General features: G+C 40.7%; 15 protein-coding genes and 1 pseudogene. 8 read left to right on the forward strand and 8 right to left on the reverse strand.

What is annotated here, in order from left to right; genetic code table 11:
- Window positions 1-211 precede the first annotated feature (211 nt).
- The 5 genes from CKV74_RS00735 to rplU all read right to left on the reverse strand — a co-directional run bounded on the left by CKV74_RS00735 (window position 212) and on the right by rplU (window position 5,944).
- Window positions 212-2,446, reverse strand: a complete 2,235-nt coding sequence (locus CKV74_RS00735) for a TonB-dependent siderophore receptor (protein ID WP_007241855.1) — start codon at window positions 2,444-2,446, stop codon at window positions 212-214.
- A gap of 179 nt (window positions 2,447-2,625) precedes the next feature.
- Window positions 2,626-4,284, reverse strand: coding sequence for an ABC transporter ATP-binding protein/permease (locus tag CKV74_RS00740; RefSeq protein ID WP_007241790.1), 1,659 nt, complete (start codon window positions 4,282-4,284; stop codon window positions 2,626-2,628).
- Complete coding sequence (locus CKV74_RS00745) at window positions 4,284-5,198, reverse strand: DMT family transporter (protein WP_007241631.1); 915 nt, start codon at window positions 5,196-5,198, stop codon at window positions 4,284-4,286. Before CKV74_RS00745 ends, CKV74_RS00740 begins: the two co-directional genes overlap by 1 nt.
- A gap of 156 nt (window positions 5,199-5,354) precedes the next feature.
- A complete protein-coding gene (rpmA, locus tag CKV74_RS00750) occupies window positions 5,355-5,612 on the reverse strand; it encodes a 50S ribosomal protein L27 (protein WP_005539872.1) in 258 nt (85 codons plus the stop codon).
- Window positions 5,613-5,632: 20 nt separating this feature from the next.
- A complete protein-coding gene (rplU, locus tag CKV74_RS00755) occupies window positions 5,633-5,944 on the reverse strand; it encodes a 50S ribosomal protein L21 (RefSeq protein WP_005626416.1) in 312 nt (103 codons plus the stop codon).
- Between the two features lie 235 nt (window positions 5,945-6,179).
- Here rplU and ispB point away from each other — a divergent pair, with 235 nt between their 5' ends.
- Together ispB and CKV74_RS00765 are read left to right on the forward strand one after the other, a co-directional pair.
- The gene (gene ispB / locus CKV74_RS00760; protein ID WP_039847752.1) at window positions 6,180-7,151 is read left to right on the forward strand and encodes an octaprenyl diphosphate synthase; all 972 of its coding nucleotides are present in this window, start codon (window positions 6,180-6,182) and stop codon (window positions 7,149-7,151) included.
- Window positions 7,152-7,203: 52 nt separating this feature from the next.
- Window positions 7,204-7,926: an epoxyqueuosine reductase QueH gene (locus tag CKV74_RS00765; RefSeq protein WP_095176616.1), complete on the forward strand. Its 723-nt coding sequence runs from the start codon at window positions 7,204-7,206 to the stop codon at window positions 7,924-7,926.
- Window positions 7,927-8,105: 179 nt separating this feature from the next.
- On the opposite strand, the gene glpK is transcribed toward CKV74_RS00765, so the two are convergent.
- A complete protein-coding gene (gene glpK / locus CKV74_RS00770) occupies window positions 8,106-9,617 on the reverse strand; it encodes a glycerol kinase GlpK (RefSeq protein WP_005694750.1) in 1,512 nt (503 codons plus the stop codon).
- Between the two features lie 367 nt (window positions 9,618-9,984).
- Between glpK and CKV74_RS00775 the strand changes: the two genes are divergently transcribed.
- The 6 genes and pseudogenes from CKV74_RS00775 to CKV74_RS10530 all read left to right on the forward strand — a co-directional run bounded on the left by CKV74_RS00775 (window position 9,985) and on the right by CKV74_RS10530 (window position 14,191).
- Window positions 9,985-10,728: an MIP/aquaporin family protein gene (locus tag CKV74_RS00775; protein ID WP_007241818.1), complete on the forward strand. Its 744-nt coding sequence runs from the start codon at window positions 9,985-9,987 to the stop codon at window positions 10,726-10,728.
- Between the two features lie 314 nt (window positions 10,729-11,042).
- A complete protein-coding gene (locus CKV74_RS00780; RefSeq protein WP_007241583.1) occupies window positions 11,043-11,672 on the forward strand; it encodes a YkgB family protein in 630 nt (209 codons plus the stop codon).
- A 100-nt stretch (window positions 11,673-11,772) separates the two neighbouring features.
- Window positions 11,773-11,982 (forward strand): annotated as a pseudogene (locus tag CKV74_RS10645) (hypothetical protein); the annotation flags it as partial.
- 319 nt (window positions 11,983-12,301) lie between these two features.
- The gene (locus tag CKV74_RS00785) at window positions 12,302-13,267 is read left to right on the forward strand and encodes a retron St85 family effector protein (protein WP_095176617.1); all 966 of its coding nucleotides are present in this window, start codon (window positions 12,302-12,304) and stop codon (window positions 13,265-13,267) included.
- Complete coding sequence (locus tag CKV74_RS10525) at window positions 13,264-13,683, forward strand: hypothetical protein (RefSeq protein WP_197691639.1); 420 nt, start codon at window positions 13,264-13,266, stop codon at window positions 13,681-13,683. Before CKV74_RS00785 ends, CKV74_RS10525 begins: the two co-directional genes overlap by 4 nt.
- Entirely contained in the window at window positions 13,670-14,191 is a 522-nt protein-coding gene (locus CKV74_RS10530) for a reverse transcriptase domain-containing protein (protein WP_197691641.1), read from the forward strand. The genes CKV74_RS10525 and CKV74_RS10530 overlap by 14 nt, the downstream gene beginning before the upstream one ends.
- Window positions 14,192-14,354: 163 nt before the next feature.
- Here the strand turns inward: CKV74_RS10530 and glpQ are convergent, their stop codons facing one another.
- Entirely contained in the window at window positions 14,355-15,440 is a 1,086-nt protein-coding gene (gene glpQ / locus CKV74_RS00795; protein ID WP_007241563.1) for a glycerophosphodiester phosphodiesterase, read from the reverse strand.
- 17 nt (window positions 15,441-15,457) lie between these two features.
- Window positions 15,458-16,369, reverse strand: coding sequence for a hypothetical protein (locus CKV74_RS00800; RefSeq protein WP_007241643.1), 912 nt, complete (start codon window positions 16,367-16,369; stop codon window positions 15,458-15,460).
- Between the last annotated feature and the right edge of the window lie 44 nt (window positions 16,370-16,413).

The following is a 16,413-nucleotide window of genomic DNA, read 5'->3' on the forward strand; positions in this document are numbered from 1 at the left end:
AAATAATTCCAAACCTATGCAAACCAAATGGCCGGCTTACCGGCCATTTTTATTTCAGTCGCGTCTAACGCCCCCTCGAAAATCAACGTTTTTGCTAAAATAACATGTAACCTATTGATTTTATTAGAGTTCGTTAAAAAAACGATAATTCCTGATTGTGCAATGCTTTTCCCATAAACAAAAAACCGCCCGTAGGCGGTTTACTTGTCTTTTAGAATTGCCAATCTAACATAAAGCTATAAGTACGTGGCTCAGCGTAAAAATTGTTACCGCCATACACCCGCACTTTTTGGTTTTCAAAATAGCGTTTATCGGTCAGGTTCAAGACACTGAATCGCAAGCTGATATGCGGACTCACCTGATATTGCAGATTAGCATCCCACACAGCATAACTGGCTTGCTGTACGTTATACAAACTGGTTACCCGGCTTTGGAAATTCACACCGCCGCCAATCGTCCATTTTTTGTTATCAAACGGCAGATTGTAACTGCTATACAGGCGGAACAAATGTTTCGGGGTATAACTGGAATAGTTGCTACCGGCAAGATATCTGCTGGATTCACTCTGTTTATATTTGGATTTGTTGTAGGTATAACCGGCAAATAACGACCAATCCGGTGTGAGATTACCCGATACTTCCAATTCAAATCCTTTGCTTTCCACTTCCCCCATTGGAATGTAATAGCCTTGTTTCCCCTTAGCATTCAGGCCGCTGAAATAAACCGGGCGATTTTTCTGGCGCACATCAAACAGAGCCAACGAGGTATTTAAACGCCCATCGTAATAACTGCCCTTCAATCCCACTTCATAATTGGTACCGGTAATCGGCGCTAGGGTTTTGGAGTCGTAGTCTTTCGCCGATTGCGGTTTAAAAATACTGGTGTAGCTGGCGTATAGGCTATGATTTTTATCGATGTCATAGGTAATCCCCACATAAGGTACGATACGGTTACGTTTGGTGACCGTATAGCTATCGGCATCGGAATCCACCGCGCTATTCCAAATATCATAGTTAGTTTCGCTGATATTACGCCATTGGGTCGCCCGCGCACCGGCTAAAATATGCCATTTCTCCGTTGGGCTAAAACGGATCCCGGCCGACAAGGCATTGGAAATAATACGATTACGATAGTGCGTACGATCCCGTTTATTTACGCTGTCGGTTACATTATTCCAATCCGGTTCGGCAATTTCCGCGCCGTTAAAAGAGAAAGGATCAAAGGCCGTGGAATTACGCACACGACGCCACATGGTATTTTCTTTTTCATAGGAATAGGTGTAATTCAAAAAGACATCCTGTTGCTGTCCCAACCAATCAAATTTGCCGGTCAGCCCGGTACGATAAACAAATTCATCGCCGTGGTTGAGATAATTTTGCAAATTATTGGTGGCCAAGCTGCCGCCTTGCGCTAATCCTTTGTAATTGGTGGATAGATTGGTAATTGCCCCGACTTTATCGGTGGAATTGCTACGCGTATAGCTGAAGCGATTTGACCATTGCCAGTTGTCATTCAAAAAGGAGTTGGTTTCACTAAATAAATTAAATTGGCGAATTTGTCGACGCGCCCAGTTGTAGCCTAAATAGGTATCGTATTTAAACGGTGAGTTAAAACTGTTTTCATGCAAAGGCACTCCAAAATAATCCGGGGTTTCATGACGATTTTGATACATCATTCCAACGCTTGCGACGGTGTTATCACCCAAGTTGCTTTCAACAACACCATAAAGCAGGCGGTTACTATCGGCTTTGTTGATATTTTTGAAGCTAGGATCATGTTCCAAAGCCGCAATAAAACGCCCACGCAACGAACCAGAATTATTTAACGGCCCGGATACATCCACATTAGTATAGGCTTTGCCCCAATTATTGAAGGTAAAATTACCCTTGGCTTGGAAATTGCTGGTCGGTTTTTTACGCACCGCGTTGATGGTGCCGCCCGGTTCGCCATTGGATTGAGTTAAGCCGGTCGCTCCGCGCACCACCTCCAGATGATCGTAAATTAGCAAATCCGCCATGGAAGACGAATCACGATAAGGATTGCCATTAGCGCCACCGGCTACTGTTGTCGGCAAGCCGTCAACCTCCATTTGATCGATCAAAAAACCGCGCGAGTAAAAACGATGCTTGCCGGAATCCCGTACTACACTTACGCCAGTCGTGGTTTTTAAAGCATCTTCCATTTTATTGATGCCGCGATCTTGCAACTGTTGCTTAGTGATAACGCTCACCGATTGCGGAGTTTCCTTTGGACTGAGTTCTAAACCGGTGGTGGTTTTCATGGCGGAGGTGGTGAAGGATTTGCTGTGTTCCGTAGCAGTCGCATCGGCACTACTGCTTACATTAATTTCTGCCAAATCATCTTCAGTGGTAGCAAAGGCAGTTTGGCTTAAGGCGATAAATACCGCACTTAAGGCAAAAGTACGGCGCGAGGGCATCAATAACATAAAAAGGCTCCGAGAGTGATAAAAAATAGGAGCTAATAATAACAATTATTGATTACATAAAAAAGAGCTGGCATAAAAAAGCCTTGGCAAACGCCCCATGAAAAAAGGACGTTTTACCAAAGATTAAGCATAACTCATTGATTTTATTAGAGTTGATTTAAAAATAGAGGAAAGTCGAATTATCCCCGTTGCAATACATACTGAGAGTTGAAGAAGTCTGCGAGCTCAGCCTGATGCGTCACGGCAATGACAATCGCTTCGGGTAGTTGCTGTTTTAACAAACTGAATAAATGACGGGCGGAGGCGATATCCAGCTGATTGGTATTTTCATCACAAAAAATCACTTGTGGCCGTTGCAGCAATAAACGGGCAAAGGCAATGCGCTGTTGTTCTCCTCCCGACAGGCGTAACGCCCAATCCCGAGCAACTTCAAGCTGAGTGGATAAATGCGCTAATCCCACCATTTGTAACAACTGCCCTAAATCGGCTTGAATTTCTATTGGCCGACGTGGATAGCAGAGTAATTCATCCAGGCGAGCAAATGGCAAATAGCTTTTTTGCGGCAAAAACAGCACATTGCCGACCGGTAGAGAGATTTTTCCGGCATAGGCTGGCCAAAGCCCGGCAAGGGTGCGCAACAAGGCGCTTTTACCAATTCCGCTAGGTCCTTGCAACTGCAACCAATCACCGGGTTGCAATGCACAAGAAAAAGGTGCTAAGCAGGGCTGTGGTTGATGCGGTAATGCCACCTGCAATGCGTCACAAACCAATGTCCGGCCTTGAATGATTGGTGTTGGCAACGGTGGTAACTGCGCAAGGGATTCATTAAACTCCGCCAACCGCTGTACACAGGCAGCCCATTCCATAATGCGTTTATAAAAATCCATAAACCAGCCGAATCCGTCCTGCACCGAAGAAAACGCCGATCGCGCTTGCATCATCGTACCAAAAGTAATGGTTTTGGCTAAATACAGCGGCATCACGGCAAATAACGGTAAAATATTGGTGAGGCGTAAATAGGCTGCGCTGAAGGTTTCCAGACGAAATTCTCGCCCCATAATGGCATGCCAGTTCCGTTCAATATGAGCAAAATAAGTGGCTAGACGATGCTTTTCGGTTTCTTCACCACGGTAAAAAGCCACCTGCTCCGCATTGTCGTGCAAACGTAGCAGCGTACGCCGGAAATTCGCTTCTGCCTGTTGCTTTTGCACATTCAACGGATGCAACTTGCGGCCAATCCAATGGGTCAGCAAGCTGCATAGCAAGGTATAAAACAGCGCCAACCATACCAAATAGCCATGGATAACCACTTCTTGACCGGCAATTTGAAAGGATAAGGTGCCGGAGATTTCCCATAATATTCCGACAAAAGCGATGATCTTTGCCATATTCATGACGAAATTCTTCAGGAGATCAATACTCTTTTCCGCCAGCATCGCACAATCTTCGGCAATCCGTTGATCGGGATTATCCGGTTGTACGGACAGGCTTAATCGATAGAGATTATGCTCTCGAAGCCATTTTTCCTGTAATTGTTCGGTTAAATGACGACGCCAACGGATCAACAATAGCTTACGCAACCAACCGGCAGAACTGACACAAAGTACCACTAGCGCCATATAGGCCAAATATTGAATAGATAACGGCAGTATTTTGGCAGTTTCAAATGCGGTTAACGCATCATAGAAATCTTTATTCCATTGATTGATAAATACCCCGATATAAATGATCGCCAAACTGAGGCCTAACACGGCCAGCAATAATGTCCAAGCGAACCATTGAGTACGGGAAAACCAATAAGGACGAATTAACCAGAAGAAACGGCGTAAAGTTTGCATTAACGACCTCGCAAAAATTGCTGGCCAATGGCCGAGAAAATTGCCCCACAGACCACAATCAAGGCGCCCAAATAGCTTAAACCATTTAACTGCGGTACGGCGAAACGCGCTGGTGCGCAATAATGAGCCAAATGGGCGAAGAAAATCGTAAAGAGTGGTACTAACGTAATCACGACACTAACTTTGGAGACTTCCCAGCGATTGAGCGCTTCAGCATAGGCACCATAGCCAAATAAGGTATTGGCACAACAATAAAGAAAACAAGCAACCGCAAAAGGATCTAGCCCTTGTACTTGAGCAGGCGATGCTGCCGGTGTAAATACCAAAGCGCAACCGAAATAGATCATCAGCAAAATTTGTTGTGCACTAAAACGCCGTAGCAACAATTTTTGTGCCATACCATAAGCGACCCATACCAAGGATGCCGTACAGCTGATAACAACACCAAGGAGATAATCACCACCTTGCCGAAAAATATCGAATTTATCATTGAAGAAAAGGCCAAGGCCAAACACTAATAATCCTAAACCGATTTTTTGATGTAGTCCTAAACGTTCTTTAAATACGAAAACACCGCAAATCAACATGCCGAAGGAGGAAAAATGAATAAAGATTTGAGCGACCGAAGGTTCAATAAAATTCAGTGAGCTGTTAAACAGGAAGAAATTTCCTGCCAAGCCAAATACGCCAACGACAATCAGGCCAAGCATATTGGCGCCACGGCTAAAAGAAGGCAAATTGCGGCGATAGGCCAATAATAAAAATAGCACCAATGAGGCAACCCAAAAGCGATACCAGACAATGGTCTGCGCATCCATGGTGGAAAGTACCTGCTTTAACGCAATGGGTAAGGAGCCCCAAGCCATTGCAGTGATCATCGCAAAACAAAAGCCTAAAAGAGGTTGCTGTTTCATGGTATGTCCTATTGGAAATAGATGGTAAAACGCCCAGTCAGAAATCGAAGTTTTTCTAAAAAACAAGGCTAAGTCATTGATTTTATTAGAAACACTTTAAAAAAGACAAAAATAAAACGCCCCACATCTGTAGGGCGTTTTTAAAAAGGGTTTAAATTATTCAGTAACAATACTTACGTATTTACGGCTTTTCTCGCCTTTTACTTCAAATTTAACTTTACCGTCTGCAGTAGCGAATAAGGTGTGGTCACGACCCATACCTACATTGTTACCTGCGTGGAATTTAGTACCACGTTGACGAACAATGATGCTACCTGCTAATACGGATTCACCACCGAAACGTTTAACACCAAGGCGTTTAGCTTCAGAATCACGACCGTTGCGGGTTGAACCCCCAGCTTTTTTAGTTGCCATCTATTTGATCTCCTCTGAAATTATGCTTGAATGCCGGTGATTTTCACTTCAGTGAACCACTGACGATGACCTTGTTGTTTACGGCTGTGTTTGCGACGACGGAATTTAACGATTTTAACTTTCTCGCCACGACCTTGTGCAACCACTTCAGCCACTACTTTTGCGCCTGCAACAACAGGTGCACCAATTTTAACATCTTCACCATTAACGACCATCAACACTGAATCAAATTCAACCGTTGCGCCGGTGGCAAGTTCAAGTTTTTCTAAACGAACAACTTGACCTTCGCTGACACGGTGTTGTTTACCGCCACTTTGGAAAACTGCGTACATAAATACTCCGCTAATAATGTGCTCTACCGTCCTTACGGTTCGCACTCTAAATTCATATAAATAGGGCGCAAATTCTACGGAAAAAAAGATCTGTATGCAAGAACTTATTTGCAATAAAGTAAAAAAATTCCCCGCATATTCGGATTGCTTTCAGAATGCGCGAAAAATCGGGTAGAATCCCCTGCACGCAATTTTTCAGCCTATTTAAAGAGAAACAATGACACATAGCAATCCAATGGATATGAAGGCGATTCAGGCATTAGCCGATGCCGATATGCAACAGGTCAATGCGATGATTCTTGCGCAATTGACATCCGATGTGGTTTTAATCAATCAGCTTGGTTATTACATTATTCAAGGTGGTGGTAAACGTATTCGTCCGTTAATTGCCGTATTGGCCGCCCGTGCCTTAGGTTATCAGGGGACGAAAGCCATCACTTGCGCGACCTTTGTGGAATTTATTCACACCGCATCACTCCTGCATGACGATGTTGTGGATGAATCCGCGATGCGTCGCGGTCGTGCTACGGCTAATGCGGAATTTGGTAATGCCGCCAGCGTTTTAGTGGGCGACTTCATTTATACCCGCGCTTTCCAATTGGTCGCCGAATTGCAATCCTTGGATATTCTCAAAATCATGTCCGATGCGACCAATGTGTTGGCGGAAGGTGAAGTGCAACAATTAATGAATGTGAATGACCCGGACACCACAGAGGCCAATTACATGCAGGTGATTTATCGTAAAACTGCCCGCCTGTTTGAAGTGGCGGGACAAGCTGCCGCTATCGTGGCCGATGCACCGCTTGAGCAACAACAAGCATTGCAGGAATATGGCCGCTATTTAGGTACCGCATTCCAATTAGTCGATGATGTTTTGGATTACAGCGCTAATGCAGCCGCGCTAGGTAAAAATGTCGGTGATGATTTGGCGGAAGGCAAACCCACTCTTCCTTTATTACATGCCATGCGTCATGGCGATCCGGCGCAATCAGCACTCATTCGCGAGGCCATCGAGCAAGGTGGCAAACGTGAAGCCATTGATGAAGTCTTAGCCATCATGGCGCAATATCGTTCCTTGGATTACGCAATGGAACGCGCCAAACAGGAAGCGCAAAAAGCGGTGGATGCCTTACAAATATTGCCACCAAGCGAATATAAGGATGCCCTCATTGCCTTGGCGTATTTATCCGTAGATCGCACCTATTAAACTTAAGGGCGCAAGCCCTTTTCTTTTGTCTTTTTAATTTTATTGTTTAGCTATGACCGAATCACAATCCCAACAACCGGAACACCACAAAAAACCCCGTAAAATCAAACAGGATCCCAATGCGCCCTATGTGCGCCCCAAATTAATTATGCCCAATGACCATAAAAAGTTGTTGTTGCATACCTGTTGCGCACCCTGTGCCGGTGAAATTATCGCGGCAGTAATGGCCTCCGATGTGGAATTCACTATTTTCTTCTACAATCCCAATATTCATCCGCACAAGGAATATTTAATTCGCAAAGAAGAAAATAAACGTTTTGCGGAAAAAAATAATATTCCATTTATTGATGCCGATTACGATCGCGCTGAATGGTTTGAGCGGGTTAAAGGTTTGGAACATGAACCGGAACGCGGCGAGCGTTGCACCAAATGTTTTGATATGCGTTTAGAACGCACTGCTCTCTATGCCCATGAACACGGTTTTCCGGTGATTGCTACCAGTTTGGGGATTTCCCGCTGGAAAAATCAAGAACAGGTTTATGATTGTGGCCGCCGTGCCGCGGCCCGTTATGACGATGTGATTTTCTGGGATTTCAACTGGCGGAAGGATGGCGGCTCAGCGCGTTCCGACCGCATCCGTAAAGAGGAACGTTTTTATAAACAGGAATATTGTGGCTGTGTTTATTCCCTGCGGGATGCCAATAAATGGCGAGAAGAAAAGGGATTAGGCAAAATCGAAATCGGGGTGCAATACTATTCTTTGGATGAAAAATAATGGCCACATTGAGAAAAATGTCACATTCTTTTTACCTTTAAAAACCTTTTCAAGCAAAATCAATAGGTTATAGTCAATTTCCAGTAAAACTCTGAAAATCGTAGGGGCGTTTTGATGTCACATTTCCCCATTAAAAAAGGCGTGTAAAACACGCCTTTTGTTTATTCATGAACGGAGATTTATTCCGCGTCTTCTTTCGCCCATTCAAGGGAGCGTTTAACCGCTTTTTTCCATCCTTTATAACGACGTTCACGTTTTTCTTCGTCATTATCCGGTGTGAAGGTGCGTTCAACACGGGCTTTGTCGTGAAGTTCGTCCAAGTCTTTCCAGAAACCAACCGCAAGACCCGCAAGATAAGCCGCACCAAGTGCGGTAACTTCTTTCACTACAGGACGTTCAACATTCACATCTAAAATATCCGCTTGGAATTGCATTAAGAAGTTATTGTTGGTTGCACCACCGTCCACGCGTAAATATTGTAAGCGTTGGCCGGAGTCAGATTGCATTGCTTCTAATACATCGCGGGTTTGGTAAGCAATAGATTCAAGGGTTGCACGTACGATGTGGTTACGGTTAGAACCGCGGGAAAGACCAAAAATCGCACCACGGGCATACGGATCCCAATAAGGCGCACCTAAACCGGTGAAGGCCGGAACAACGTACACGCCATTGCTATCAGGAACTTTTTGTGCGAAGTATTCGGAGTCATGGCTGTCATGTACGATTTTGAGTTCATCACGTAACCATTGAATAGAAGCACCCGCGATAAATACAGAACCTTCAAGAGCATATTCAGGTTCACCTTTAGCATTACATGCAATAGTGGTTAATAGGCCATTTTTAGAGGTAATGGCTTTATCACCGGTGTGAAGCAACATAAAGCAGCCTGTACCATAGGTATTTTTCGCTTGACCTGCGCGGGTGCAAAGATGGCCGTAAAGAGCCGCTTGTTGGTCACCGGCAATACCAGCAACAGGAATACGCACGCCGCCTTTACCACCGATGTTAGTTTGGCCATATACTTCGGAAGAGTTGCGCACTTCAGGCAACATGGAACGTGGAATATTTAATAATTCCAACATTTTGTCATCCCATTTTTTCGTATGGATGTTAAATAACATAGTACGGGATGCATTGGTGTAATCAGTTACATGCACGCGGCCTTGAGTTAATTTCCATACCAACCAAGTATCTACGGTACCGAATAGGAGCTCGCCACGTTCAGCTTTTTCGCGTGCACCTTCTACATTGTCCAAAATCCATTTCACTTTAGTACCGGAGAAATATGGATCCACCACTAAACCGGTAGTATTACGAATATATTCTTCGTGACCATCGGCTTTTAATTTATCGGTGATATCCGCGGTACGACGACATTGCCATACGATTGCATTATAAACCGGTGTACCGGTCGCCTTTTCCCACACAATGGTGGTTTCACGTTGGTTGGTGATCCCAATTGCCGCAATCTCATCGGAAGTAATACCGGCTTTGGCGACAACTTCATTTAATGTTGAACTTTGTGTCGCCCAAATTTCCATTGGATTGTGCTCCACCCAGCCGGCTCGTGGATAAATTTGTGTAAATTCACGTTGAGCAATTTCCACCACATTGGCATTGTGATCCAATAATACGGCACGGGAGCTGGTGGTACCCTGATCTAAGGCGATAATATACTTTTTGTCGGTCATAGAATTGTCCTAAGATGCGGCAAGTGCATCAATTATGGTTGTAAACGAACTAATTTTGAGCTTAAACGAACAAATTGCCCCGACAAACTAATAGAAATTACCATTAAATGAAATAGGCAAAATCTAAAATCTTGACATTGATCACAAAGTTTTTTATCGAAAAAATTCCCCCATTTTTAGAATGTGATCTCGCTCTCATTTCTGTATTTTCAGGCGCATATTTTCTTGATAAATAAAGAAAAAAAAAGATAATGTGACCGCTCACTCTGAGTATCTCAATATTTGATCGAATAAACGAACACAATTGCCCAATGGTGATTTTTAAACCAATAAAATCATCCGTTTAATCATTATATGGAGATCTCTTATGAATGCTTATTTTGCAGAATTCTTCGGCACGGCATTATTGATTCTGTTGGGGAATGGCGTTGTAGCTAATGTTTGCTTGAATAAAACCAAAGGACAAAGTTCTGGTTGGATCGTTATTACCACCGCTTGGGCGTTTGCTGTATATGTGGCTGTGGTGGTTACCGGTCCTTATAGTGGCGCCCATTTAAACCCAGCGGTAACTCTAGGTTTGGCATTTAAAGGCGTATTTAGTTGGGCAATGGTTCCTGGCTATATTGCTGCGCAAATCGTTGGTGGTATGGTGGGGGCATTGTTAGTTTACATCACCTATAAAGATCACTTCAGCGCTACTGAAGAAGACGGTTTGAAACGCGCCTGCTTCTGTACAGAACCTGCTATCCGTAACTACCCGATTAACTTAGTGAGTGAAATTATCGGTACCTTCGTATTGGTATTTGTTATTTTCTACATTACTGGTGCCAATATCACTTTACCGGGTGCAACGGAGCAAACTCCTATCGGTTTAGGTTCTATCGGTGCTCTACCGGTTGCGATTTTAGTATGGGCGATTGGTTTAAGCTTAGGTGGTACCACCGGTTATGCAATTAACCCTGCACGGGACTTAGGACCACGCTTGACTTTAGGCCTTTTCTTAAGCCGTAAACTGAACACTAAAGCTGACTGGGCATATAGTTGGGTTCCGGTTATCGGTCCATCCATCGGCGCCGCACTTGCCGCATTGGCTTATAGCGCAATGATGTAATTTTTACTTGATTAAAAATAGGGCCTAAAAGCCCTATTTTTTTGGGTGATACATCAATCATCCAATGATATTAGTGCATTTCTAATATAGATGAATGTATCGCAATCATGGTTTTATCCAGAATATGTACTGCATGCAGTCGGTTAGCATGGTATACAAAAGATTAATCTGAAGATGCTGCTTAGGTGTGGATTTTTAGAAATGCGAGAGTAAATTTTTAGGGAAAATAATACAAACAGTAAGATAAAAATCTCATATAACTATTCTTGGACTTTATGTCCGTAATATCAATTGAACTAAATAAGGAGTTCTGAATGAGTGCATTAGTTACATTGCTGGCTAATATTGTTGCGCCATTGCAACGTCAATTTATTAACTTTATTCGCATTGCGATTTGTATTGTGATGGTTTGGATTGGAGGTTTAAAAGTTTGCCAATATGAGGCAGATGGTATCGCACATTTTGTGTCAAATAGTCCTTTCTTAAGCTTCCTTTACAAAAACGGTGCGAATACAGTAGAGAATGATAAGGGGGTTTTAGTAAAAGAATATACCTTATATAAAAACCCTGAAGGCAAAATGGTCGCAAAAAATATTGAATGGCATAAAGCCAACGGCACCTATACCGCTTCTTATATTATTGGCGCAATCATTGTGACAATTGGTATTTTAGTATTAGCAGGCATTTGGTCTCCAACATTAGGTTTATTCGGTGGTTTACTCACCTTTGGCATGTCGATAGTCACGCTGTCCTTCCTGATATTTACGCCAGAAACCTGGGTGCCGAATTTAGGTGGAGACTTCCCAACACCTAATTATGGCTTCCCATATCTCTCAGGCGCCGGCCGACTTGTTATTAAAGATATTATTATGATGGCAGGCGGCTTAGTTGCTGCAGCAGAATGTGCGAAACGTTATTTAGAAAATAAAAAGCAATTTGCTTAATGGAGTTATTTTAAAGGGCTTGCTGAGATAAACAGCAAGCTTTTTTGTTATTAAGAGATATAAACCAATAACAGAGAAGGGAGATAGAATTCAAAAAACTGAGAATTTGACCGCACTTCAAGCGCAAAACTTGATTGTGGCACAGTATATCGACAGCCATTTAAATGTGACTGAAACCTGCCCAGCCAGAATGGTTCAGTATTAGGTATTGTGTGGACGGTCGTATCGCTGCGATGATGCTGCTTGGATGCGAATTTTTAGAAATGCAAGAGTTGGTTTAGAGGGATTAAGCTTAATTTCTGTAAAGTGATAAAGTCATTTCGATAATTTGTAAAAATAATCATCGGCATGCCTATGATTTTGGATAAAGAACAAAAGACTACAAAAAATAATTAATTTGTTTATAATACTTAGTACTCTTTAGCGTATAAGCAATTTGCTTCGTCGGGCGTTTCGCTAGACACAAACTTATTGATTAGATTTAGGTTGCGTTAGAAAATTTCTGACGATCCTAAATCGGAGCGTCAGAAATTTTCTAACGCTGCCTTTAGTAAAGAGATAAATATATAAGGTAGGTGTTACACCTACCTTATTGTTTATTTAGTGCATAAAAATTTTAATATATAAATATGGCTAGTAAGAATAAATATGAAGATATTCTTAAAAATGTCTATCAGACATATGATTCTTCAAAGTGTAAAGTTCAGTTAGATAAGTTAAAAGTATTTATTTGTGGAGGGCTAGTTGATATAACGCAAAGTACGCCTCCTAGCTTTAGAGCATGTTTTTTTCAGGAATGTGCTAATGTAGCCCCTGAGTTAGAAGCTCTGCTTATAGTAGCTGAATCTTTTAAGGATTATTTCAGGGATAATATTTATACGGATTTATTAATTTTTGAAGATGATATTGCTTCAATCTCATCTCTGATTCTTATTTTTTTAGAAAGTCCTGGTTCATTAGTTGAATTTGGCACTTTTTGGGGGCGAGCAGAATTTTATAAAAAGCTATTAGTTATAGTGCCTAATGACGCAGATAAAGATTCTTTTATTAATTTAGGACCATTAACTCATATAAAAAAGAAATGTGATACCTCAGTAGTTTTTTACCCTTTTCCAAAGAAAGGAGTAGCGTATGATAAAGAAATAGTTCATACCTTAATAAAGGATACTGAAAACAAACTTTCTAGATTAGATAAAACCCAAGGGTTTGATAAAAATAATAGAGCTCATGTTATTCTTCTTGTTTTAGAAATTATAAGGTTATCCTTTCCGATCACTTTAACGGAAATTGAATTAACATTGCAAGCGTTTGATATTAGCCTTAATCAATCAGAAGTTAAACGGTTTTTATATTTATTAGAAAATCTAGAGTATATAAAGTTCTATGAATATAGTACATACAAGTTTTATTATCCGTCTAATGAATATAAAGAAACTCCTTTCGTAAAATTTGGGAGAAATAGGAGCAATATACCTTTTGATGAAAGTGGGCATAAAACTATGCTGTTGCAATCTTATTTAAATTCAAATGATGATATATCGCAGAAACGTAAAGCAGCTTTAAAATTTATAAATACTAAAATAGGTGTCTCATGAATATAGTTGATTATCTTTCTGATTTAATTTTAATGGACCGGAGAGAATTATTGAAATTTTCTTCAACATCCCCTTATAGGTATAAGGTTTATGAAATACCTAAAAGAAATTCAAATGGGAAGCGGACCATTGCACAACCATCTAAAGAGTTAAAATATATACAGAGGGCTCTTCTAAAATTTTTTGATGGAGTTATTCCGATACATGACTCTGTTTTTTCTTATAAGAAAGGTATTAGCATTAAAGATAATGCTTGTTGCCATGTAAATTACAAGTATTTACTTAAAATGGATTTTAAGGATTTTTTCCCAGTATCACTCCATCAATTCTTTTTAATGAGTTTGAAAAGTATAAACTGTATTTTAATGATGATGATAAAAAATTGTTATCAGGTTTGTTGTTTTGGAAAAAAATAGGAAAAATAATTTTTTACAGTTAAGTATAGGTGCGCCAACCTCACCATTTATATCTAATTTTATACTTTATTCATTTGATAAGGCTATTTCTGATATTTGTTCAGAGAAAAATGTTGTGTATTCTCGATATGCAGATGATATTACATTTTCGAGCAATGTTAAAAATGTACTTTTTGAATTCCCAAAAATAGTAATTGAATTATTATATCAACTATATAATGGCAATATAAAAATTAATAAAGATAAAACGGTATTTTCATCAAGGGCTCATAATCGTCATGTAACAGGAATTACACTATCTAATGATGGCTTTCTATCTATAGGTAGAGAAAAGAAAAGGAAATTGTCCTCCTGCTTTCATTATTACATAACAAGAAAGCTCTCTAAAATAGAGATAGATAAATTAAAAGGTGAGCTAGCTTTTGCTTTTTATATAGAGCCTGATTTCAAAAATAGATTAATGGGGAAATATGGGGAGAAAACTTTAGAGTTGTTGATGAGAGAATGAGTTCTATAATAGCAGGCGGCTATTCATTAGATGATAATTTCCTCTTTAACTATATAGACAGTTATCAGAATGGCTGTAACTAAGTTGATGGAGCCCTTAGGAGAAAAGCGGTCAAAAATCACAATGAATTTTGACCGCTCTTTTTATTACTTTTACTTACGTATTATTTTTGTTTTTTCAAAAACTCAACGCCTGTGTCTGGGAAGTCGGTGAATACGCCAGTTGCACCAGATTTATTCAATAACGCATCGTACATTTGATTTACGTCAGTGAAGAATTCAGGTAAAGCATCTTTACGCACGGTATATGGGTGTAATTCCACTTTGTATTGTGCGAGTTCTTTCACTAATGGAGTGTACACGATGTTGCCTGGTTTAGATTTTTCTTTATCTACTAACATGTACCAGCCTGGACCAACACCATCAGCATATTTTACCACTTCTGCCATTGCGCCTGGTTTGAACATCCAATCGTAATCGTAGTTCACCCATTTGCCTTTTGCATCTTTTTCTTCAGTTTCATGCCAGTCGGTGTATGCCACTAATTGAACAAGTTTTAAATCCATGCCCATTTTTGGTAGCAATTCGTTTTTAATACGTTTTAACTCATTGAAGTCGAAGGTTTGTAAGTAAACCATGTCTGATTTCTTGTCGTAACCGTATTTTTTCAACACTTTAAGGGTTTCAACTGCAATATCTTTGCCATTTTGGTGGTGGAACCAAGGTGCTTTGATTTCAGGGTAGATACCCACTTTTTTACCGGTAGATTTTTCTAAACCTTGGATAAATTCCAATTCATCTTCAAAAGTATGGATTTTGAAGTGTGATTTCCAAAGTGGGAAACGACCCGGATATACTGCAACTTGTTTACCATCTTTAGTTTCAAAGTTTTCAGTCATATTTAAACTTTGAATTTCTTTCAAGGTGAAATCGATTACGTAGTAACGACCATCTTTACGATGACGATTTGGAAATTTTTTCGCGACGTCAGTTAAACCATCTAAGAAGTGGTCATGGATAACCACTAAACGACCATCTTTTGTCATCGCTAAGTCTTGTTCTAAGTAGTCTGCATGTTGTGCAAATGCAAGCGCTTTAGACTCAAGGGTGTGCTCTGGTAAATAACCACTTGCACCACGGTGAGCAATAATAATTTTGTCTGATTTCATAGAGTTTGTGGAAGAATGTACGCTACAACCAGCAAGTACACCTGCTGCTAATAAAGAAAGCGCTAAAGTTTTAAGTTTCATTGAGTGTTCTCCTTGATTTACTTATTACATCTTGGTTTCATGTCGTAAAAATAGATTTCATTAATTTCACGATCATATCCTGGATAAAATCCCTTTGGCATCCCTAACACTATTTGTTTGCCTCGGTTTGCATGGACAAGTAGTTGTTTGGTTTTCGGATTCACATTCAAGCCTTCGACTTCGCCGACATCTCGAATATCGTCTAATGTTTTTTCTAAAACAACTCTGGCTTCATTGGTTTTATCTGAGATTTCTACGCGATAAATATGATCGGGTTCTTTTTCATCGGCAGTACCATCGTCAGCAGTCACATAGAGATCGCCATTGTAGGCATAAACCCCTTGAATCCATTGTGGAACAGGTTGTAAATGCACCTTACGTTTATATTTACCGGTTGAAAGATCATATTCATATAAATAACGGCCGCTTTCCTCTCCCACCCAAGATGCCATCCAAACTGAATTGTGAACGGTATCTACGGTGATGCCGGAAACTTCGACTTGACCTGATTCGGGATTAAAATCAACTGATCTTTTTAACGCGAGCGTTTCAGGATCATGAATCGCAATTTGAATATTTTTACCTACGCCGGCATCAAACCATTCTGAGGAAACATAAAGTTCATTGTTGTAGATATCGATGTCACCAATATGGTTGGCTTCTTTTTGATATCCCACAAAAGGCTCTTTATTTTCTTTAATAAGTTTCCCATCCATATCGTATTTGGCTAACGTTTTACTGCCCGATACATATAGGTATTTACCATCGGTTGTAATCCCTTGGCGTCCATTTACTTCAAGCACCTTCGCCAACTTATAGGTATAAGCCGGTAATGCCGAACGATAAGGTTCATTACAGGTTTGATCTGCTAACGCTGCATTTGCCATAACTGCCGCGCCAAACATAATGGTTAATTTATTCAATTTCATCACATTATCTCCTTTAAAGTGCGGTTAAAAATTCAGTTGTTCTT

It is taken from the genome of Haemophilus pittmaniae, assembly GCF_900186995.1.
Lineage (GTDB): Bacteria > Pseudomonadota > Gammaproteobacteria > Enterobacterales > Pasteurellaceae > Haemophilus_D > Haemophilus_D pittmaniae.